This window comes from Actinophytocola sp., assembly GCF_035762905.1.
GTDB lineage: Bacteria > Actinomycetota > Actinomycetes > Mycobacteriales > Pseudonocardiaceae > DASYTH01.
Map to the genome: position 1 here is coordinate 1 of NZ_DASUCC010000145.1, position 21323 is coordinate 21323.

Below are 21323 nucleotides of genomic sequence, written 5' to 3' on the forward strand. Positions count from 1 at the left end.
GGCTCGAGTCGGACTTCGGCGACCAGGTCAAGGCGGCCGCCACCGACGCCTACGACGTCATCGGCAAGGAGATCAACCTCGGCTCGCCCAAGCAGCTCCAGGTGGTGCTCTTCGACGAGCTCGACATGCCCAAGACCAAGCGCACCAAGACCGGCTACACCACCGACGCCGACGCGCTGCAGGCCCTGTTCGAGAAGACCGAGCACCCGTTCCTGCAGCACCTGCTGCGCCACCGCGACGTGATCCGGCTGCGCCAGACGGTCGAGGGACTGCTGAAGACCGTTGCGTCCGACGGTCGGATCCACACGACGTACAACCAGATCATCGCCGCCACGGGCCGGCTCTCCAGCACCGACCCGAACCTGCAGAACATCCCGATCCGGACCGAGGCCGGGCGCCGGATTCGCGAGGGGTTCGTGGTCGGCGAGGGCTACGAGTCGCTGATGACGGCCGACTACAGCCAGATCGAGATGCGGATCATGGCCCACCTGTCCGAGGACGCGCTCCTGATCGAGGCGTTCCGCTCCGGCCAGGACTTCCACTCGATGACGGCCGCCCGCGTCTTCGACACTCCCGCGGACGAAGTGACCGTCGAGCAGCGCGCCAAGATCAAGGCCATGAACTACGGCCTGGCCTACGGCCTCTCCGCGTTCGGGCTCTCCCAGCAGCTGCGGATCACGCCCGGCGAGGCGCAGGGCCTGATGGACGAGTACTTCGAGACCTTCGGCGGCATCCGCGACTACCTCGGTGGGATCGTCGACGAGGCGCGGCGCAGCGGCTTCACCGAGACCATCATGGGTCGCCGCCGCTACCTGCCCGACCTCACCAGCGACAACCGCCAGCGCCGCGAGATGGCCGAGCGGATGGCGCTCAACGCCCCGATCCAGGGCAGCGCCGCCGACATCATCAAGGTGGCCATGCTCGGCGTGCATCGCGGACTGCGCGCCGCGAACCTGCGCACCCGGATGCTCCTCCAGGTCCACGACGAGCTGGTGCTCGAGGTCGCCGAGGGCGAACACGACCGCGCCGAGGCCCTGGTGCGCGAGGAGATGGGCGGCGCCTACGACCTCGAAGTCCCGTTGGACGTCAGCGTCGGCTTCGGCCGGTCCTGGAACGACGCCGCGCATTAGGCCGAGCCGGGGAAGAAGTGCGCACCGCCTGACCCCGAACACCACGACGCGCTGACCCGGTTCGTCCGGGTCAGCGCATCGTGGGTCGGTGGCTAGGTGGTGCGCCGGCGCCGGGCCCGGCCGTAGGCGACCAGCAGTATTCCGGTCGCGATCAGGATTGCCGCGATGGCGGCGCCGGTGGCGGACTGCCCGGCGTCCAGCCCGGTGGCCGCCAGCTCCTCACCCTCACCGGTGGTGGCCGCGCCGGGTCCGGTGAGCGCCAGCTGGGCGGTCGGGAGTGGGGGCGGGCGGCGGCGGTGGCGGTGGGGCGACGACGGGTGGCGGTTGGGCGATCGTGAAGGCGACCGAATCCTGGGAGAAGAGGGCGCCCGGCGGTCCGTTGGCCCCGCCCGCCTGGGCGAACAACGTTGTGGCGCCCGCCGGGAGCGCCGAGGTGGTGCAGGTCCAGTTGCCGCTGGAGTCCGCCTGCGTCTGGCAGACCGGGAAGCCCAGCGGATTTCCGTCCGGCCCGGCCTGGATGATCGCCACGTTGGCGAAGGGCAACACCGTGCCGGTCAGCGTCGGCGTGACGATCGCGCCGGCCGTTGGCGTTGCGATGACGACCGGCTGTGGGGCGACAACCGTGACGTTGATGATCATCGAACTGACCGGCACATCCTGGTCGGCTGTCAGCGTATGGGGCCCCAGCGGGATGTCCACGTTGGACGTACAGGTCCAGGTGCCGCTGGCCGGACGACGAACGGGCCGCAGATCGGCAGCCCGGCACCGTCCAGCACGACGGAGACGTTGGCGCCCGGCTCGCCGGTGCGCACGCCGCCAGCGCGGCCGCAGCGAGACCGGGCCACCGGACGAACCTCGTACGATCCATGAATCCCTACTCCTCAACGGTCGGCATGCCAGTCAGGTCGCACACAATCGGTCGGCTACGGCGCCCGCACTATCGCGACGGCAGCACCCGGCCGCCAACCCGCCATCCGTCCTCATAGGACAGTCCACCCGATCGTGCTAACGCACCGCGTGGGATCGGATCAGGCGGGCTTCGGAGAGGCTGTGCGGACCCATTCCCGATCCGCCGGACCGTCTACATAGGACGATCAGGGTTCATGGTGAAGCCTTGGCCGGACGGCGATCAATCAAGATCAACCTCCGGTCAAGGGTCTCGACGTCTCCGGCTCCACCGCGTTACTCATCGCCGGACCGGCACCCGCCACGACTAGCATCGTCGGCATGGCGACGCGGCTTGTTCAAATCAACATGAAGGCTCGGGACGACGCCGCGCTTGGCGGTTTCTGGGCGGAGGCGCTCGGCTGGGGAGTCTCCAGCGAGGGACCCGGTGTGACCAACCTCGAACCCGAGGGCTTCGTTTACCCCGACCCCGTCGCGGTCTGCCTCGACCTCGTCGTCTCGCCGGAACCCAAGACGGTGAAGAACCGCGTGCACGTCGACCTCGCCACCACCTCGGCGGCCCATCAGGCGGAGCTGGTCACGCGCCTGACCGAGCTCGGCGCAACACCCGTCGACATAGGCCAGGGCGACGTCCCGTGGAAGGTCATGGCCGACCCGGAGGGCAACGAGTTCTGCGTGCTGGACTCCCTCTACCAAGACACCGGACCGATCGCCACGGTGGTGGTCGACTGCGCGGATCCGCGAGCCATGGCCCGCTTCTGGGACACGGCCATGGACTGGACCCTGCACAAGGTGACCGACCACAACGCGGTATTGCGCTCCGCCAAGGGCGTCGGCCCATACCTGCAGTTCCTTCGCACACCCGACCGGAAAACCGGGTGGAACCGCGTCCATCTCGACCTCCGCCCATATCCAGGTGACGACCTGGAGGCCGAGGCGGCCAGACTGCGGACTCTCGGCGCCACCGCCGTCGACCTGGGTCAGAGCGATGTCCCGTGGAAGGTCCTCGCCGACCCGGAGGGCAACGAGTTCTGCCTCCTCGCCCCCGGCTGACCCAAACCCTCATCATCCGCTCACCATGGCCGCGAGCCGGACTTTGCGACGCACCCCTATAGCGCGTAGCGGTCGGCGTCGCCGTAGCGGTCGGCGAGTTCGTCGCCGTGCAGCAACAGGCATGCCTGGCAGCGGCGGTCATCGTCGGTCGGTTCGGTGAGGCGGGGAGTCAGCGCGGAATGCTGGCAGACCGCCTCGCTGACGATGTCGCCTATTGTGGGAAACGCGTGGACGCGGCGGTCCCAATGCGACAGTTTCCAGGCCAGGTCAACCATTCCGGGGCTCCGGGGGTGGCTGGCCGTGCACGCGTGACCGGTGGCCGGCGAGGCGTTCTTCCGCTTCTCTTTCGGTCGCGCCGATCAGCCAGGTCTGGCAACCGCGCAGGCCGCACGCGCGCCAGACACGCGGTTGCAGCTCACGTGGGGGTGCTGGACTTGTCAACCACGCGGTGAACAGGCTGCCCGTATGGCGCCCGGTTTTCCTGGTCATATGCCGTCACTCACTGGCCGTTCCGGTCATTTTCGGCCCTCGCCTATCGCACGCTACGCTCCCTTTCGATTGCTTGGCCGGCCTTGCACTTGGTGATAGGGAGCGGCTGTGAAGAAAGAGCCTCAGGCTCGCGATCGCATCATTGGTGCTCGCGTCCGGGCAATACGTACCGAGCGTGTCGGCCTATCGCTCGAACGGGCGGCGGAAATTGCGCAATGGCCGCCCGCGAAACTCAGCCGAACGGAACGGGGACTACGGCACGTCACCATTGAGGAAGTGGCCACACTGCTGACCGCGTGGCAGCTGCCCGGAGGTGAGCGGGAGCAGGTGCTCGAGGAGATCCAGGTGGGATCGTCCTCGGGCTGGTGGGACCGGCCGATTCCCGGAGTGCCACAGGAGGTGGGCGCGCTCGCCTCGTACGAGGCCGACGCCTACGAACTGGTGAGTGTCGCGGTCACGGCCGTGCCCGGGCTGCTGCACACCTACGAAACGGCCGTCGCGGTGATGGCCGCCGACGGTGTTCCGGCGGAGGACATCGAAACCCGGTGGATGGCCCGGCTGCGCCGGCAACAGATCGTCATGAAGATCGTGTACCGGGCGTTCATCAGTGAGATCGCGCTGCGGACCCCGTTCGGCGGCCGCGCGGCCCTGCGGGGGCAGCTCGAACACCTGTTGACCGTCCAGAGCCGGGGTGTCGACGTTCGGGTCATCCCGGCCCACCAGACGGCCGTGTTCGTCCTGCACCCGTTCCTGCTGATGCGTTTCCGCAGCACGGCACCCGTGATCCACGTCGAGCTGGCCGGCCTAGCCGGCGCGTTCTACGTCCACGACAAGGACGTGGCCAACTTCGAGTCGCTGCTGGACCGCCTGGACCACGTGGCCCTTTCACGAGGTGCAAGCAGTACGATCATCACCGACCTGATGGAAAGGCTTGAGCATGACTAACCCAAGGTGGCGGAAGTCGAGCAAGTCAGACACGGGTGGTTCGTGCGTCGAGCTGGCGCACACGCTCGACGCGGTGCGCGACAGCAAGAATGCCGATGGCCCAACCCTGCGTGCCCCCCTGCCGGCGTTGCTCACCGCGGTCAGGACCGGTCGCCTCGCCCGCTGATCCGCCCGGTCCAACCGGTACATATGGAAAGGCTTGAGCATGGCCAACCCAAGGTGGCGGAAGTCGAGCAAGTCGAACACGGGTGGTTCGTGCGTCGAGCTGGCGCACACGCTCGACGCGGTGCGCGACAGCAAGAATGCCGATGGTCCAACGCTGCGTGCCCCCCTGCCGGCGTTGCTCACCGCGGTCAGGACCGGTCGCCTCGCCCGCTGATCCGCCCGGTCCAACCGGTCACCTGACGTTGGGACAGCAGCCCCCGGACGAACCATCGCCGGGGGCTGTCCCCATGATTCGACTGGTCGGCACGACCGGGAGGGGTGGGTGATGGGTGCGAGCGGGCCGGGGTCGAGCGTCGTGGTGTGTCTGCGCCGGGCGCGGGATGTGATGGACGCGCGGTTCGGGGAGGAGTTGGAGCTGGGGGAGTTGGCGGCCGCGGCGGGGTTTTCGCGGTATCACTTCGTCCGGGAGTTCCGGGCGGCGTTCGGGGAGACGCCGGGACGGTATTTGAGCAGGCGGCGGGTGGAGCGGGCGAAGGATCTGCTGGCAAATGCCAACCTCACGGTGACCGAGGTGTGCATGGTGGTGGGGTTCAGCAGTCTGGGGTCGTTCAGCCGACGGTTCAGTGAGCTGGTGGGGTGTCCGCCGTCGGTGTACCGGCGGCGGATGGTGCAGCGGGGCGGGACGCCGGCGATTCCGGGATGCTTTCTGATGGCCTGGCAGCGGCCGAGGGGAGCAATCGCGGATAAGGCGCCGCGGGAAACCCGGGAATAGCGTGGCGTCCGCACCGGACACCGCGAGAGGACGACGATGATCAGCAGGATGTCGCACCACTGTTTGTACGTGCTGGACCAGGATTCGGCGAAACGGTTCTACACCGAGAAGCTCGGGTTCGAGGTGCGCTACGACGTCGCGATGGGGGAGGGGTTCGAGGGTTCCGGGCAGGGGTTCCGGTGGCTGACGGTGGGGCCGCCGGACCAGCCGGACGTGCAGATCATTCTGGCCGACGTCCGGATGGGGCATGACGAGGGCACGGCGGAGCAGCTGCGCGGGCTGATCGCCAAGGGGGCGCTCGGGGCGTGCGTGTTCGTCACCGACGACTGCCACAAGACCCATCGCGAGCTCGCCGAGCGCGGGGTGGTGTTCCTGTCCGAGCCGGCGGAGCGGCCCTACGGCATCGAGGCGGTGTTCCGGGACGACTCCGGAAACTGGTTCAGCCTCACCGAAAGCCGGATGTCGTCCACATAGTTCCGCGCGATCGGTCAAGACCGGCAGCGGCCTGTTGGCGGCGGTAGCCTGTCGGGACGAGATCGTCGAGCGGAGGGCGCATGACCCGGCGGGCCCTGATCATCGGTGGCACCGGCATGCTTGCCGGTTGCGCGTCCGCCCTGATCGCCGACGGCTGGCACGTGGTGCTGCCGAGCCGACGGTATGCCCCGATCCCGGACACCGCCACCGGCAACGGCGACCGCAAGGCGCTGTGGGTCCAGGCCGACTGGGCCGAGCCGAAACAGCTGGCCAGCCGGGCCGAGACCGCGCTCGGCGGGCGGGCCGATCTGCTCGTCGCCTGGGTGCACGGCCCGGCCCGGCCGTCGGTGCTGCGCGCGGTCGCCCCGCTGCTGGCCGACGGCGCCCCGGTGGTCGAGGTGCACGGCAGCTCCTCGGCCAACCCGGTCGGCGGCTGCCCCGACCCGGTGCTGCCCGATCACCCCACCCAGCAGGTGGTCCTCGGCTTCGTTCGGCAGGGCGGCCGCACCCGCTGGCTCACCCACGCCGAGACCGCCGCCGGGGTGCTGGACGCCGTGCGCCGGGCGCTGGACGGCCGCCCGCCCGGAGTGCACCACGTCGGCGAGTTCCGCCCGTACCCGGCGCACTCATGACCCCGTGATGGTGAGCTTGCGCCAGTCCAACCCGTTCCAGGACATCCGGAACACCTCGGGCGACCCGGCTGGTCCGACGACGTAGCCGGTCCGGGTCCACCGGGCAATCCCGGGGGTGACGGCCGGCTGGAAACTCGTGCCCTGGTCCCTGCTGGAGAAGGCCGCATCCGGCGTGGTGTTGATGATCAACAGGCCGTCGGCCGTGGCAATCGCCTCGCCCGCGATGGTGACCGGTTGTCGGCCGTCGCCGCTCCGCCGGGTCAGCCGCCAGCTGCGCCCGCCGTCGGTGCTGGCGTAGATCGCCCGTAGGGTGCCGATCTCGTGGCGAGCGATGGCGAACACCGTGTCCCCGCCGACGCTGACCTCCACCGACGTGACCGGCAACTGGCCCTGGTCGGGCAGCTCGGCCACCGACCAGGTGCGCCCGGCGTCCGCGCTGACCGCAACGGCCCACCGGCCGGTACCGGGAACCAGGCCGGACATCCACAGGTTGCCGTCGGCCGTCGCCGGCACCCGGCGCGGGTTCTTCAGCTCAAGCGGCGGCCGGCCGGTCAGCTCCGCGAGCTCCCCGGTGCCGGGCAGGGTGACCACCGGGGTGGCCGCCGCGCACTGGAACGCCTCCGTGAGCGGCTGGGGGCAGACCACGTCGAGCACCCCGCCCGGCGGCACGTCGGGCACACTGCCGCGCACCACGCTCGGCACCGCCCGCCAGGTCAGCCCGCCGTCGCCGCTGTACCACCGCTGCAGGCCGGGCGTGGGATAGGACTCCCCGACGACCACCTCCTGGCTGCCGAGCACCCACAGCCGGTCGATGGCCGTTGGCCGTCCGTTCGCCTTGCGGACCGGCGCCTCCCGGGCTCGCCAGTGCTCGCCGTCCTCGGTCACCATCAGCTCGATCGGGCACGGCGAACGCACGTCCTCGAAGCAGTTGCCGCGCAGCGCATAGCCGTGTTGGGCGTCGGCGAACTCGACGGAACCCAACCAGGACCGGGAATCGAACTGCTCCGCCGTCGGCCGCTCGGCATCCGGCGGCAGCGGATCGGGCCGGGTACGCAGCAGCGGCACGGCCGCGCCGACCACGATCAGCGCGCCGAGCACGCCGAGCAGCACGCGGCGGCGGACCGGGCTTCGGCTCTGTGGCTCGGTCATGCGGACTCCCAGCCTTCGCGCGTCATGATCACCCGATGGTGAACTCCCGCCAGTCCACCCCGTTCCAGGACATCCGGAACACCTCGGACGACGGGTCGGGCCCGGCCAGGTAGCCGGCCCGGGTCCACCGGACCAAGCGGGGCGCGTCGGTCGGCTGGAAGCTCGCGCCCTGGTCGGTGCTGACGAAGGCCTCCTCCAGCCGGGCATTGATGATCAGCCGGCCATCGGTCGTGGCGATCGGCTCGCCAGTGATGCTGAGCGGCTGCCGGCCGTCGCTGTTCATCCAGGTCTGCCGGGTCTGGCGCCAGCTGCGCCCGCCGTCGGTGCTGACGGAGATCGCCCGCAGGATGTCGATCTCGGCGCGGGCGATGGCGAACACCGTGTCCCCGCCGACGCTGACCTCTACCGACGTGACCGGCATCCGGTCCAGGTCGGCAAGCTCGGTCACCGACCAGGTGCGCCCGGCGTCCGCGCTGGCCGCAACGGCCCACCGCTCGGTGCCGGGAAGGAGGCCGGACACCCACAGGTTGCCGTCGGCCGTCACCGGCACCTGGCGGGCGTCCTTCAGCTCGAGCGGCGGCCGGTTGGTCAGCTCGGCGAGTTCCCCGGTGCCGGGCAGGGTGACCACCGGGGTAGCCGCCTCGCACGGGTACGGCAGCCCGTACGGCCGGGGGCAGACCAGCTCGAGCAGCCCGCCCGTCGGTACCGCGGGCACGCCGCCGGTCACCACGCTGGGGATCGGCCGCCAGGTCTGCCCGGCGTCCGCGCTGTGCCAGCGCTGCGGGTCGGGCGTCGGATAGGACTCGCCGATGATCACCTCCTGGCCGCCGAGCACCCACAGCCGGTCGATGGCGGCCCGCGGTCCGCTCGCCTTGCGGGCCGGCACCTCCCGGGCCCGCCAGTGCTCGCCGTCCTCGGTCATCATCAGCTCGGTGGGGCACGGCGTGCGCACGTCGTAACAGGTGCCGCGCAGCGCGAACCCGTGCCGTTCGTCGGCGAAGTCGATGGGGCCCAACCAGGAACTCGGCGTGAAGGTCTCCACCGGCTGCCCGGTTTCCACCGGTGGCCGCTCGGTCTCCACCGGCGGCGGGGGCGGAGCCGGGGCGGCGGACGGATCGGACTCGGTCCGCAGCAGCGGAACGGCCACGCCGACCACCAGCAGCGCGCCGAGCACCCCGAGCAGAACGCCCCTGCGTACCGGGCTTCGGCTCTGCGGCTCGGTCATGCGGACCCCCCAGTCACCCGATGAGGAACTGGGTCCAGTACACCCCGTTCGGCGACCAGAAGTACATGTTGGATGGGTAGCTGTGCCGGGCGAAGTAGCCGCCGCGGGCCCATTCCACGTGGCCGAGCACCTCCTTGCCGCCGGTGAACGTCCGGCCGCCGTCGGCGCTGTTGAACTGGGTGCCGCTCTCGGTGAACACGACCAGCGTCCCGTCGGCCGCGGCCACGGCGACCCCGGCGACGCTGCGTGGCTCGAGCCGGGAGCGCTGGTAGGTCTGCTCCCAGGTCTGGCCCCCGTCGGTGCTGCGGAAGATCGCCAGCAGGCCGTTGTTGACGTTGCGGCGCGCCCCGGTGAACGTCGCGTACGCCACGCCGGCCCCGGTGGTGATCGTCGGGCCGGCGAACGGCACCCCGGTGAACTCCGGCACCAGGCCCACCGACCAGGTCCGGCCGCCGTCGCGGCTCACCGCGACGGCCCACCCGTCACTGGCCGGATCCCGCCCGGACACCCACCAACCGCCGTCGGCCGCCGGCACCGCGCCGGGGTTCGGCTCGAGCAGCGGCGGCGGGTTGGCCAGCGTGGCCGCGTGTCCGGTTTCCGGCAGCAGCACGACGACCCCGTCCGGTTCGACGCAGGGCCGCGTCGCCACCGCGCACCGGGTGGAAAGGACCGCGTCGGGCGGGATCGCCGGCACGGTCCGGACCGGCTCGGTCGGCACCTTTCGCCAGCTCACCCCGGCGTTGTCACTGTGCCAGCGGGTTTCCCGGGTCTCGACCACCACCCGGCGCGGGCCGAGCACGTGCAGCACCCACGCCGCTTCCGGTCCCGGGTGCGGCGGCAGGCCCCGGGCGGTCCAGCGCAACGCGTCCTCGGTGACCATCAGGTCGTGGACGCAGTGGAACGGTTCGCCGGGGCAGACGGCGCGCAGGGCGTAGCCACGCAACCGGTCGGCGAACTCGACGCTGTACACCTCCGGTTCCAGCCGGGTCGGCTCCAGCCCGCTGATCACCTCGGCGTCGGCCGGCCCGGGATCCGGCGGCGGGGGAGTGCGCAGGGCCGGGATCACCGCGAAGACGACCAGTGCGGCGGCAGCGGCGCCGACCTGCATCCGCAGCCGTCCGGCGCGCTGCCGGGACCGTTCGATGATCTTGCCGACCGGCGGCACGGGCACCGGGATGTCCGGCTGCGGCCCGGACATCCGGGTCCGCACCGTCCCAATCGGAATGTCCAATCGGGACGCGATCTCCTCGGCCGGCAGGCCGGCCTGCCGGAGCGCCGCGACCGGGTCCGCGGCGTCCGCGTCGCGGCCGCGGGCACGCCAACTGCGGCGGCGGGCCAGCCGGACCGCGGTCGCCTGGATCCACGGCTCCGGCCGGTCGCGGGGGTAGGCGCGGGCGAAGGCGTCCCGGGCGGCGGACTCGGCGGCGCTGAGGTCGCCGCACCGGGCGTAGGCGATCAGCACCACCCGCCGGTAGGACGACTGGTACAGGTCCGCGAACCACTCCCGATCCACCAATTGCGTTCACCCCACCACTCATGGTGACAGCGCAAACTCCAGCAGGGGAAGAGCCCGGCCCCGAACAGCCCCGGATGGGCGCAGCAGCACCGCCGCGACAAGGCCTGTCACAGTGGATCATCGAGACAAGTCTCGGGCCACCCAACGCAACCTCAGGGGCACCGTGACGCAACCCAGCCACAATCACCCCGCCATCCGCACTTCCGCTGGAACGCAACGACAGCAGTTAATTCCGGAGAGGCGGGACAGTTAATTCCGGAGAGGCGGGACAGTTAATTCCGGAGAGGCGGGACAGTTAATTCCGGAGAGGCGGGACAGTTAATTCCGGAGAGGCGGACTAGCGTAGGGCGCCGGCGGGGCGGACTTCCCAGGTGGTCCACAGTGGACGGTAACCCTGGCGGGCCCAGAACACCGAGGAGAGCGGGTTCGACGGGTGGAAGTACAGGAACGAGCCGATCGTTCCGGCGCCGTCCAGCTCGGTGTGCGCGGCGGCCATCAGCTGCCGGCCGACCCCGGTGCCGCGCTCGGCCGGCAGCACCGACAGGCAGTTCACGTAACCCCACCGGCCCGGCGGCAGCCGGATCGCCGACCACGACCCGGGCTCGGACTCGGTCAGCCAGCACTGGACCATGCCGATCGGGATGCCGTCGCGCTCGGCCAGCCACACCGGGTCCTCGTTGGCCAGGTGCCGGGCCACCGACGCGCGCTTGATCTCGGCCGACTCCGGACGCAGGATGGCGCCGCCGACCAGCGCCGAGTACTCCAGCTCGGCCAGCTCCAGCGCGATCACCGCCTCGGCGTCGGCCGGGCCGGCCCGGCGCACCGCCACCCCGGACGGCGGCTCGGCCGGGGCCGGACCGGTCCGCACCGCGATCACCGACAGCGGCAGGAACCCGTGGTCCAGCAACGCCCTTGTCGCCTCGGCGTCCCGGGTGGGCCAGGACACCACGCAGGCCGAGTCCGGGCCGATGGTGCCGCGGGCGATCACCCGCTGCCACTGGCGCAGCAGCGGGTCCATCCCGCGGCCGCCGGGTCCGCCCAACAGCGGGTGCAGCTCCCACACGTCCAGCGCCGACCACAGCGAGCCGAGCGAGCCGGGTTCCAGCGCGGTGCGGACCACCACGCCGGCCACCCGGTCGCCGTCCGGCAGGGCCGCGGTGATCACGTCGCCCTCCGGCGGCGCGGTGGCCGCCGGCAGCAGCGGGTCCAGTCCGGCGAACCGGGCGGACTGTGCCTGCAGCAACCCCTCGGCCGCGCGCCTCAACGGCTCCGCCGGCAGCAGAAGATCGCGGTGCCCGGGAACAGTGCCCCGCGCAGCGGGCTCCACTGTCCCCATTCGCGGCTGTGGCCCTCCGGCCATTCCGGTTCGATAACGTTTGTCAGCGTCAACTCGGCGGCGGTGAGGGCCCGGACGTAGTCCCCGAACGTCCGGTGGTACTCGACGTAGGTGGCCCGGCCGTCGGCGTCCACCTCGAGGTACGGGGTGCGGTCGAAGTACGAGCCGGCGACCGTCAGCCCGGCCGGTCCCGGGTCGTCCGGGAAGATCCACCTGATCGGATGGGTGACCGCGAACACCCACTCGCCGCCGGGCCGCAAAACCCTCGCGACCTCGGCGAACAGGGCGTCCACGGCGGCCACGAACGGCACCGCGCCGAACGCCGAGCAGGCCAGATCGAACGAGCCGGAGGCGAACGGAAGACGCTCGGCGTTGGCCCGGACCAGCGGCACCGCGATGCCGGTGGCCTCGTTCGCGGCGGCCGCGTAGCGCAGCATCGCCGTGGACAGGTCCAGGCCGATCGCGTCCGCGCCCTGCTCGACCAGCCACCGGGCACACGGCGCCGACCCGCAGCCCACCTCGAGCACCCGCCGACCCGCGACGTCGCCGAGCAGCCCGGCCTCGGCCTCGCGCAGGCCCTCCGGACACCAGAGGAAGTCGCTCACCCCCAGGAAGTCCCCGTGCTCGGCGTGATAGTCGTCCGCGTCAGCGTCCCACCAGGCACTATTGGCCGCCACGGACTCCGCCGAGCCGACCGGACGGTGCGCGGTCCCCACGGTGCCGAGCGCCCGTTCCGCGCTGGCGTGCCGCCCCGACTGGTGCTCGTGACTCGGCTGGTCACCGAGGTCGTTCTGCACGCTCCCGGTTATAGCGCAGTTCCATACCCTGGGTTTGCCCGGCCGTCACAGGGCCGCGTAGGATACCGCCGCGCAGTGGTTTCGCGCTGCCGTCGATTCGCCGTCGGGGGAATCAGTGATGGTTGCGTGGCGTTCCTTCGGTTGTCCGTAGGCGAACTATCCCGCCGCGCGACACGAACTGCCAACTCCACTAACCACCTAATCCCTACCGGAGCCACCTACCTAATGTCCACCGACACCACAACTGTCCCGGCTGACACCGCGCCGAAGCAGCAGGTCGCCATCAATGACGTCGGGACGGGGGACGACTTCCTCGCCGCCATCGACAAGACCATCAAGTACTTCAACGATGGTGACATCGTCGAGGGCACCATCGTCAAGGTCGACCGAGACGAGGTCCTGCTCGACATCGGTTACAAGACCGAGGGCGTGATCCCCTCGCGGGAGCTGTCGATCAAGCACGACGTCGATCCCGCGGACGTGGTCAGTGTCGGCGACGAGGTCGAGGCCCTCGTTCTCCAGAAGGAGGACAAGGAAGGCCGACTGATCCTGTCCAAGAAGCGCGCCCAGTACGAGCGCGCCTGGGGCCACATCGAGGGCCTCAAGGAGGCCGACGAGCCGGTCAAGGGCACGGTCATCGAGGTGGTCAAGGGCGGGCTGATCCTGGACATCGGGTTGCGCGGCTTCCTGCCGGCCTCGCTGGTCGAGATGCGCCGGGTGCGCGATCTGCAGCCCTACGTCGGCCGCGAGCTCGAGGCCAAGATCATCGAGCTGGACAAGAACCGCAACAACGTGGTGCTGTCCCGGCGGGCGTGGCTGGAGCAGACCCAGTCCGAGGTGCGCAGCGAGTTCCTCAACCAGTTGCAGAAGGGCCAGGTCCGCAAGGGCGTGGTGTCCTCGATCGTCAACTTCGGCGCGTTCGTCGACCTGGGCGGCGTGGACGGTCTGGTGCACGTCTCGGAGCTGTCCTGGAAGCACATCGATCACCCGTCCGAGGTGGTCGAGGTCGGCCAGGAGGTCACCGTCGAGGTGCTCGACGTGGACATGGAGCGCGAGCGGGTGTCGCTGTCGCTGAAGGCGACGCAGGAGGACCCGTGGCGCCAGTTCGCCCGCACCCACGCGATCGGCCAGATCGTGCCGGGCAAGGTCACCAAACTGGTGCCGTTCGGCGCGTTCGTCCGGGTGGACGAGGGCATCGAGGGCCTGGTGCACATCTCCGAGCTGGCCGAGCGGCACGTGGAGATTCCCGAGCAGGTCGTGCAGGTCGGCAACGAGGTCATGGTCAAGGTCATCGACATCGACCTGGAGCGGCGCCGGATCTCGCTGTCGCTCAAGCAGGCCAACGAGGGCGTCACGCCGGACACCGAGTTCGACCCGACCCAGTACGGCATGACCGCCGAGTACGACGCCGAGGGCAACTACATCTACCCCGAGGGCTTCGACCCGGACACCCAGGAATGGCAGGAAGGCTTCGACACCCAGCGGGAGGAGTGGGAGCGCCAGTACGCCGAGGCGCACACCCGCTGGGAGCAGCACATGAAGCAGGTCAAGGCCGCTGCGGCCGAGGCCGCCGAGGCGGCCACCGGCGGCGACGCCGAGGCCGCTGAGGGCGACTACTCGTCCAGCACCAGCGACACCACCGCCAAGAGCGGTGGCACGCTGGCCAGCGACGAGCAGCTTGCCGCCCTGCGGGAGAAGCTCTCCGGCGGGTTCTGAGTTCGGTTTGACCCTGGAGCCCCGCGGCGTTCGCCGCGGGGCTCCGTGCCGTTCAAGCACCCGAACGGGGAGCTGTCGGCGTCGCGTTGCTGCCTTCCGGTGGGCGGCCGAGGGCTTACCGTGGTGGGGTGCGCACGAGGATCGCGGTGACGCTCGCGGCGCTGGTCGGGGTGGCCGGCTGCTCGGATGACCCGCCGGCCGCGCGGCCGGAGGTTCCCGCGTTCAGTACGCCGGTGGCCGCGCCCAGTTCGGTCGCGGCGAAAGCGGTGCCCCGGACCTGTGGCGGGGTGGCCTCGCTGACCGAGGTCACCGACATCCTGGGCGCCGCGGTCACCGGGCAGACCCTGCCGATCGTCGGCGTGCCGGAGCCGAAGATCGGCCGCACCGCGCGGATCGACTGTTACTACGGGGTGCCCGACGGGGCGCCGGTGTCCGCCGCGGTGGTGCAGATCGGCCTGGCCAGCTACACCGACCGGAGCGCGGCCCAGCGCCGGATGACCAGCACGGTGGAGACCGAACGGGAGACCGGCGCCAAGGCGAGCGACGTGCCGGTCGGCGCGGACCGGGGCGTGCTGCTCAACGGCGCCAAGCGCACCCTGGTCGCCGTGCGCGGCAACAACACCGTGGTCGTGACGGTCAACCCCGATCTGATCGCCGAGGAGCAGTCCGGCTCGCTGCTCGGCCGCCTCGCCGACCGCGCCCTCACCCCCCGTTGACCGGCGAGTTCCGTGCTCCGGCTTCGGGACGGTTATCCGATTGCCGGTGCCCAGGCCCGTTCGGCGGCGGCTGCTGCGGCTCTGTGGCGGAGGCCGGCCAGCGTGTGTTTGGCCGGGACGGTGACGACCGACCACCAGGATCGGCGGTGCACGGTGAGTGCCTCGGCCACCGCGCGGTGCTCGAGGCAGTGAACAAGGCCCGGGGTGCCTAGCCGATGCCGCCCCCTGCGCTTCAAAATGCGCACGATTGACCCCTCCGCGTAATGCTTTGTGCGGGCACCCTAGGGGATCCCGCCGGCAAAACCACGTAAGTCTCCGGCGTGTCATCAGCCCCACTGGTAACAGTCACACCACCGGGGCGGGGTGCCAGAATGCCCGCATGTTGCGCGTCGGGCTCACGGGTGGGATCGGGTCGGGGAAGTCCACCGTGGCCGGTCGGCTGGCCGAGCACGGTGCGGTGTTGATCGACTCCGACCGGCTGGCCAGGGAGGTGGTCGAGCCCGGCACCGAGGGGCTGGCCGAGGTGGTGGCCGCGTTCGGCGCGGACCTGCTCACGCCGGACGGAAGCCTGGACCGGTCCCGGATGGCGGCCCGGGTGTTCGGCGACGACGACGCCCGGGCCCGGCTCAACGCGATCGTGCACCCCCGGGTCCGGGTCCGCGCCGTCGAGCTGATGGCGGGCGCGCCCGAGGGGGCGATCGTGGTGCAGGACGTGCCGCTGCTGGTGGAGAACGGAATGGCGCCCGCCTTCCACCTGGTGATCGTGGTCGACGCACCGGTGGACACCCGGGTGCACCGGCTGGTGACCCAGCGGGACATGGCCGAGGACGACGTGCGGGCCCGGATCGCGGCCCAGGCCAGCGATTCCGACCGGCGCGCGGCGGCGGACGTGTGGCTGGACAACTCGGGCGCGCCGGACGAGATCCTGGCCGCGGTGGACGCCCTGTGGGCCGACCGGCTGGTCCGGTTCGCGTCGAACCTCCGGCTGCACCGCCGGTCCGAGTACGGGCCGCCGTGGTTGCACGATCCGGACCCCACCTGGCCGGCGCAGGCCGAGCGGCTGGCCGCCCGGATCCGGCTGGCCGCCGGGGAGCGGGCCCTGCGGGTGGACCACATCGGCTCGACGGCGGTGCCCGGGCTGCCCGCGAAGGACATCATCGACCTCCAGCTCATGGTGGCCACCCTGGCCGACGCGGAGGCGATCGCCGGCCCGCTCGCCGAGGCGGGGTTCGTGCTCCAGCCGCACGTCGACCGCGACCACCCGCACGGCACCGGGCCGGAGTCGTGGGCTAAGCGCTACCACGCCTCGGCCGACCCCGGCCGGGTCGTGCACCTGAACATCCGCACCCCGGACTCGGGTGGCGCCCGGTTCGCCCTGCTGTGCCGGGACTGGTTGCGGGCCGACGAGGCGGCCCGGGCGGACTACCTGGCGGTGAAGCGGGAACTGTCCGAGCGGTTCGCCACCGACGACGACGGCGCCCGGTACGCCGAAGCCAAGGAGCCATGGTTCGCCGCGGCGTACCCGCGGATGACGCAGTGGGCGCAGCGCTCCGGCTGGCGTCCGCCCGAGGTCACCCCGCCCAGCTGACCCCGGCGCGCAGCACGGTGCCGGCCAGCGCGGCGAGCTCCGCGGCGATCCCCGGCCGGGCGGCCAGCCGGGGCGTGCGGGTCAGGTCGTTGACGATGGTCAGCGCGGCGTGCACGGTGATCCGGGCCTCCCGCTCGGCCAGCCCGGGCGCGATCTCGGTCAACAGCCGCACCCACTCCGCCACGTAGGCGCGCTGCACCCGGACCAGCTCCTTGGCGTCCCGCTCGGCCATGTTGACCGACTCGGTGACGAACACCGACATCAGGTTGTCCGACCGCAGCACGATGTCCACATAGGACCGGATCAGCCGGGTCATGGCGTCGTCCTGGTCGGCCGCCTCGCCGAAGGCCCGCTCCGCCCCGGCGCGCAGCCGCTCCGCCATCCGGTATCCGGCGGCCACCAGGATGTCCGCCTTGCCGGCGAAGTGCCGGTAGATGCTCGGCCCGGCGATTCCGGCGGCGGCGCCGATCTCCTCCATGCTCACCGCGTGGTAGCCGCGCTCGCGGAACAGCCGGGTGGCGGCGGTGAGCAGTTCCTCCCGCCGGGAGGTCGGCCAGGACAGCGCGTGCCCGTTGGTCGGGGGCGCGGCGGGCAGCGGCAGGCCGCGGTGCGCGAACACGGCCAGGGCCAGGGCGGCCAGCAGGTCCTCGAAGCGCTTGCGGGGCAGACTCACGTGGTGCACCGAGACGCTGCCGAACACGCTGAGCGTCGCCCAGCACAGCAGGTCGACCTCGGCCGGGGCCAGTTCGGGCCGGGCGGCGCCGAGCGCCGCGGTCCAGCGTTCCATCACCCGGGCGCTGGCCCGCCGGATCGTGGTCTGCTCGGCCTTGCCCAGGTGCGAGCCCTGCCAGCGCCAGAGCGCGGTGACCTCGCGCCGCTCCACGGCGAGCGCGGCCACCGCGCCCGCGAGGCAGCGCAGCGACTCGACCGGATCCGCCGCGGCGGCCAGGGCGGACGCGCTGACCTCGCCGAACACCTCCAGGCCGGTGAGCAGCACGTGCGCAAGGACGTCCTGCTTGCTGCCGAAGTGCCGGTACACCGCCGGGCCGGTGACCCCGGCCGCGCCGGCGATGTCGTGCACGCTCACCGCGTGGTAACCGCGCCGGCCGAACAGCTCGGCCGCGGCCTCGGCCAGCTGCTCCTTCCGGTTACCCGTTCTGTGAGGCACGTCTAACACGTTAGGTGACAGCGTATGCGTTGACAACCTGGCTTTTCGTGCCACGATGTGAATCAGGATTAGCTCGCGGAAGCGCATGAGAGGACCAAGCGTGTCTACCGAAGCCTTCATCTACGACGCGATCCGCACGCCGCGCGGTCGCGGCAAGAACACCGGCTCGTTGCACGGCACCAAGCCGATCTCGCTGGTCACCGGCCTGATCGACGAGCTGCGCAAGCGCAACCCGACGCTCGACGTGGACCGCGTCTCCGACCTCATCCTCGGCGTGGTCACCGCGATCGGCGACCAGGGCTCGGACATCGCCAAGACCGCGGCCATCGCCGCCGGCCTGCCGGACACGGTCGGCGGCATCCAGCTCAACCGGTTCTGCGCCTCCGGCCTCGAGGCCGTGAACGTCGCCGCGCAGAAGGTGCGGTCCGGCTGGGACGAGCTGGTGATCGGCGGCGGTGTCGAGTCGATGTCCCGGGTCAAGATGGGCTCGGACGGCGGCGCCTGGGCGATGGACCCGGTCACCGCGTACGACACCTACTTCGTGCCGCAGGGGGTCTCCGCCGACCTGATCGCCACGATGGAGGGATTCTCCCGGGAGACCGTGGATGCCTACGCGGTCCAGTCGCAGGAGCGCGCGGCCAAGGCGTGGGCGGGCGGCTACTTCGCCAAGTCGGTGATCCCGGTGGTCGACCAGAACGGGCTGGTGGTGCTGGACCACGACGAGCACATGCGGCCCGAGTCGACCGTCGAGTCCCTCGGCAAGCTGCCGGCCTCGTTCGCCGGGATCGGTGAGATGGGCGGCTTCGACGCGGTGGCACTGCAGAAGTACCACTTCGTGGAGAAGATCAACCACGTGCACTCGCCGGGCAACTCCTCCGGCATCGTGGACGGCGCCGCGCTGGTGCTGGTCGGCACCGAGCAGGCCGGGGCCGACATGGGCCTGACCCCGCGGGGCCGGATCGTGGCCACCGCCACGTCCGGTGCCGACCCGACGATCATGCTGACCGGGCCGATCCCGGCCACCGAGAAGCTGCTCGCCCACACCGGGCTCTCGGTCGACGACATCGACCTGTTCGAGCTGAACGAGGCGTTCGCGTCGGTCGTGCTGAACTACCAGAAGAAGCTGCACATCCCGAACGAGAAGCTCAACGTCAACGGCGGCGCGATCGCCATGGGCCACCCGCTCGGCGCCACCGGCGCGATGCTGGTCGGCACCATGCTGGACGAACTGGAGCGCCGCGAGGCCCGCACGGCCGTTGTGACCCTGTGCATCGGTGGCGGCATGGGCGTGGCCACCCTGATCGAGCGCATCTGAGCGAAGGACGACGACACACTCATGACTGAGCGAAACACCATCCGCTGGGAGCAGGGTGACGACGGCATCGTCGTGCTGACCTTGGACGACCCGGAGCAGTCGGCGAACACCATGAACGCCGCGTACGTCGAGTCCATGGGCGCCACCGTGGACCGGCTGGAGGCCGAGCGGGACTCCATCACCGGCGTGGTGATCACCTCGGCGAAGAAGACCTTCTTCGCCGGCGGCGACCTCAACGACCTGATCCGGGCCCGGCGCGAGGACGCGCCCGCGGTGTTCGAGCAGATCACTCGGATCAAGGCGCAGCTGCGCCGGCTGGAGAAGCTGGGCCGGCCGGTCGTGGCGGCGATCAACGGCGCGGCGCTCGGCGGCGGCCTGGAGATCACCCTGGCCTGCCACCACCGGATCGTGGCCGACGTGAAGGGCGTGCAGCTCGGCACCCCCGAGGTCACCCTCGGCCTGCTGCCCGGCGCCGGCGGGGTCACCCGGACGGTGCGGATGCTGGGCATCCAGACCGCGCTGCTGTCCGTGCTGCTGCAGGGCCAGCGGCACAAGGCGCGCGCGGCGAAGGACCTCGGTCTGGTCGACGAGGTGGTGGACAGCATCGAGGAACTGGTGCCAAAGGCCAAGGAGTGGATCAAGGCCAACCCGGAGGCGGTGCAGCCCTGGGACGTCAAGGGCTTCAAGATCCCCGGTGGCACGCCGTCCAGTCCGGCGTTCGCGGCCAACCTGCCGGCCTTCCCGGCCAACCTGCGCAAGCAGCTCAAGGGCGCGAACATGCCGGCGCCCAAGGCGATCCTGGCCGCGGCGGTCGAGGGCGCCCAGGTCGACATCGACACCGCGCTGGTGATCGAGTCGCGGTACCTGGTCGAGCTGGTCACCGGGCAGGTGGCCAAGAACATGATCAAGGCGTTCTTCTTCGACCTCGAGCACATCAACAAGGGTGGTTCGCGGCCGCAGGGGTTCGAGAAGTTCGCCGCGCGCAAGGTCGGCGTGCTCGGCGCGGGCATGATGGGCGCCGGCATCGCCTACGTGTGCGCCCGGGCCGGCATGGAGGTCGTGCTCAAGGACGTTTCCCTTGCGGCGGCGGAAAAGGGCAAGGACTACTCGGTGAAGCTCACCGAGAAGGCCGTCTCCCGCGGCAAGACCACCCGGGAGAAGGGCGACGCCGTGCTCGCCCTGATCACCGCGACCGACAAGGCCGAGGACCTGGCCGGGTGTGACCTGGTGATCGAGGCGGTGTTCGAGAGCCAGGAGCTCAAGCACAAGGTGTTCGGCGAGATCGAGGGCATCGTCGCGCCGGACGCGCTGCTCGGCTCGAACACCTCGACGCTGCCGATCAGCGGGCTGGCCGAGGGCGTGCAGCGGCGCGCCGACTTCATCGGCCTGCACTTCTTCTCCCCGGTGGACAAGATGCCGCTGCTGGAGATCATCGTCGGCGAGCAGACCAGCGACGCCACCCTGGCGCGGGCCTTCGACGTGGCGCAGCAGATCGGCAAGATCCCGATCGTGGTCAACGACAGCCGCGGCTTCTTCACCAGCCGGGTGATCGGCACGTTCATCAACGAGGCGATCGCCATGGTCGGCGAGGGCATCAACCCGGCGTCGGTTGAGCAGGCCGGTTCCCAGGCCGGTTACCCCGCCCCGCCGCTGCAGCTGATGGACGAGCTCACCCTCACGCTGCCGCAGAAGATCCGTAAGGAGACCCGCGCCGCCGTGGAAGCGGCGGGTGGCGTCTTCCCCGAGCACGGCTCGTTCGCCGTGGTCGACCGCCTGGTCGAGGAGTTCGACCGCAAGGGCCGCTCCGCCGGCGCCGGCTTCTACTCCTATGTGGACGGTAAGCGCGCCGGCCTCTGGGACGGTCTCTACGAGCACTTCACCAAGGAGGGCCACGAGATCCCGTTCGAGGACATGAAGGAGCGCATGCTCTTCGCCGAAGCCCTGGAAACCGTCAAGTGCTTCGACGAAGGTGTCCTGCGGTCCGTGGCCGACGCCAACATCGGCTCCATCATGGGCATCGGCTTCCCGCCGTGGACCGGCGGCGTCATCCAGTACATCAACGGCTATCCCGGCGGCCTCCCCGGCTTCGTCGCCCGCGCCCGCGAACTGGCCGAGCGCTACGGCGACCACTTCCTCCCGCCCGCCTCCCTGGTGGAGAAGGCGGACAAGGGCGAGACCTTCGAGTAACCGCACCAGCGCCGCGGGCGCTGGCCGCTACGCGGCCGGCGCCC

22 protein-coding genes are annotated in these 21323 nt (G+C 70.9%); 13 read left to right on the forward strand and 9 right to left on the reverse strand.

The genetic code is table 11. The features are described 5' to 3' along the window. Positions 1-1130: DNA polymerase (locus VFV67_RS31125; protein ID WP_326474267.1), on the forward strand; the 1130-nt coding region annotated here is incomplete at its 5' end. A 225-nt stretch (positions 1131-1355) separates the two neighbouring features. On the opposite strand, the gene VFV67_RS31130 is transcribed toward VFV67_RS31125, so the two are convergent. Further along, positions 1356-1829, reverse strand: a complete 474-nt coding sequence (locus VFV67_RS31130; protein WP_326474268.1) for a hypothetical protein — start codon at positions 1827-1829, stop codon at positions 1356-1358. Positions 1830-2357: 528 nt separating this feature from the next. Between VFV67_RS31130 and VFV67_RS31135 the strand changes: the two genes are divergently transcribed. Beyond that, positions 2358-3089, forward strand: coding sequence for a VOC family protein (locus tag VFV67_RS31135; protein WP_326474269.1), 732 nt, complete (start codon positions 2358-2360; stop codon positions 3087-3089). A gap of 56 nt (positions 3090-3145) precedes the next feature. On the opposite strand, the gene VFV67_RS31140 is transcribed toward VFV67_RS31135, so the two are convergent. Next, positions 3146-3364, reverse strand: a complete 219-nt coding sequence (locus VFV67_RS31140) for a hypothetical protein (RefSeq protein WP_326474270.1) — start codon at positions 3362-3364, stop codon at positions 3146-3148. A 322-nt stretch (positions 3365-3686) separates the two neighbouring features. Between VFV67_RS31140 and VFV67_RS31145 the strand changes: the two genes are divergently transcribed. From VFV67_RS31145 to VFV67_RS31170, 6 genes are all read left to right on the forward strand, one after another. Then, positions 3687-4523, forward strand: coding sequence for a helix-turn-helix transcriptional regulator (locus tag VFV67_RS31145; protein WP_326474271.1), 837 nt, complete (start codon positions 3687-3689; stop codon positions 4521-4523). Beyond that, a complete protein-coding gene (locus VFV67_RS31150) occupies positions 4516-4689 on the forward strand; it encodes a DUF397 domain-containing protein (protein WP_326474272.1) in 174 nt (57 codons plus the stop codon). Before VFV67_RS31145 ends, VFV67_RS31150 begins: the two co-directional genes overlap by 8 nt. A gap of 39 nt (positions 4690-4728) precedes the next feature. Continuing rightward, entirely contained in the window at positions 4729-4902 is a 174-nt protein-coding gene (locus VFV67_RS31155; protein ID WP_326474273.1) for a DUF397 domain-containing protein, read from the forward strand. Positions 4903-5073: 171 nt separating this feature from the next. Further along, positions 5074-5460, forward strand: coding sequence for a helix-turn-helix transcriptional regulator (locus VFV67_RS31160; protein ID WP_326474274.1), 387 nt, complete (start codon positions 5074-5076; stop codon positions 5458-5460). A gap of 48 nt (positions 5461-5508) precedes the next feature. Further along, complete coding sequence (locus VFV67_RS31165; protein WP_414636382.1) at positions 5509-5934, forward strand: VOC family protein; 426 nt, start codon at positions 5509-5511, stop codon at positions 5932-5934. 80 nt (positions 5935-6014) lie between these two features. Further along, positions 6015-6566, forward strand: coding sequence for a hypothetical protein (locus tag VFV67_RS31170; protein WP_326474276.1), 552 nt, complete (start codon positions 6015-6017; stop codon positions 6564-6566). On the opposite strand, the gene VFV67_RS31175 is transcribed toward VFV67_RS31170, so the two are convergent. From VFV67_RS31175 to VFV67_RS31195, 5 genes are all read right to left on the reverse strand, one after another. Then, positions 6561-7715 carry a hypothetical protein gene (locus VFV67_RS31175; protein WP_326474277.1) on the reverse strand — a complete coding sequence of 385 codons (1155 nt, stop codon included), beginning with the start codon at positions 7713-7715 and terminating at the stop codon, positions 6561-6563. The genes VFV67_RS31170 and VFV67_RS31175 overlap by 6 nt on opposite strands. Before the next feature lie 28 nt (positions 7716-7743). Beyond that, positions 7744-8940 (reverse strand): hypothetical protein, encoded by a 1197-nt coding sequence (locus VFV67_RS31180; protein ID WP_326474278.1) that lies wholly within the window; start codon positions 8938-8940, stop codon positions 7744-7746. A gap of 13 nt (positions 8941-8953) precedes the next feature. Beyond that, a complete protein-coding gene (locus VFV67_RS31185) occupies positions 8954-10453 on the reverse strand; it encodes a hypothetical protein (RefSeq protein ID WP_326474279.1) in 1500 nt (499 codons plus the stop codon). Positions 10454-10793: 340 nt separating this feature from the next. Then, positions 10794-11720, reverse strand: coding sequence for a GNAT family N-acetyltransferase (locus VFV67_RS31190; RefSeq protein ID WP_326474280.1), 927 nt, complete (start codon positions 11718-11720; stop codon positions 10794-10796). Next, positions 11717-12589 carry a class I SAM-dependent methyltransferase gene (locus VFV67_RS31195; RefSeq protein WP_326474281.1) on the reverse strand — a complete coding sequence of 291 codons (873 nt, stop codon included), beginning with the start codon at positions 12587-12589 and terminating at the stop codon, positions 11717-11719. The genes VFV67_RS31190 and VFV67_RS31195 overlap by 4 nt, the downstream gene beginning before the upstream one ends. A gap of 225 nt (positions 12590-12814) precedes the next feature. On the opposite strand from VFV67_RS31195, the gene rpsA reads away from it, so the two are divergent. Both rpsA and VFV67_RS31205 read left to right on the forward strand, forming a co-directional pair. Beyond that, the gene (gene rpsA / locus VFV67_RS31200) at positions 12815-14305 is read left to right on the forward strand and encodes a 30S ribosomal protein S1 (protein ID WP_326474282.1); all 1491 of its coding nucleotides are present in this window, start codon (positions 12815-12817) and stop codon (positions 14303-14305) included. A gap of 128 nt (positions 14306-14433) precedes the next feature. Then, a complete protein-coding gene (locus tag VFV67_RS31205; protein ID WP_326474283.1) occupies positions 14434-15021 on the forward strand; it encodes a hypothetical protein in 588 nt (195 codons plus the stop codon). A gap of 32 nt (positions 15022-15053) precedes the next feature. Here VFV67_RS31205 and VFV67_RS31210 read toward each other — a convergent pair whose 3' ends face one another. Continuing rightward, positions 15054-15266, reverse strand: a complete 213-nt coding sequence (locus tag VFV67_RS31210) for a hypothetical protein (RefSeq protein ID WP_326474284.1) — start codon at positions 15264-15266, stop codon at positions 15054-15056. Positions 15267-15400: 134 nt separating this feature from the next. On the opposite strand from VFV67_RS31210, the gene coaE reads away from it, so the two are divergent. Continuing rightward, on the forward strand, positions 15401-16609 hold the full coding sequence (gene coaE, locus VFV67_RS31215; RefSeq protein ID WP_326474285.1) for a dephospho-CoA kinase: 1209 nt from the start codon (positions 15401-15403) through the stop codon (positions 16607-16609). On the opposite strand, the gene VFV67_RS31220 is transcribed toward coaE, so the two are convergent. After that, on the reverse strand, positions 16593-17777 hold the full coding sequence (locus VFV67_RS31220; RefSeq protein WP_326474286.1) for a TetR/AcrR family transcriptional regulator: 1185 nt from the start codon (positions 17775-17777) through the stop codon (positions 16593-16595). The two genes, coaE and VFV67_RS31220, sit on opposite strands and share 17 nt — an antisense overlap. A 100-nt stretch (positions 17778-17877) precedes the next feature. Between VFV67_RS31220 and VFV67_RS31225 the strand changes: the two genes are divergently transcribed. Beyond that, complete coding sequence (locus VFV67_RS31225; RefSeq protein WP_326474287.1) at positions 17878-19092, forward strand: acetyl-CoA C-acetyltransferase; 1215 nt, start codon at positions 17878-17880, stop codon at positions 19090-19092. A 21-nt stretch (positions 19093-19113) separates the two neighbouring features. Further along, positions 19114-21279 carry a 3-hydroxyacyl-CoA dehydrogenase NAD-binding domain-containing protein gene (locus VFV67_RS31230; RefSeq protein ID WP_326474288.1) on the forward strand — a complete coding sequence of 722 codons (2166 nt, stop codon included), beginning with the start codon at positions 19114-19116 and terminating at the stop codon, positions 21277-21279. Positions 21280-21323 lie beyond the last annotated feature (44 nt).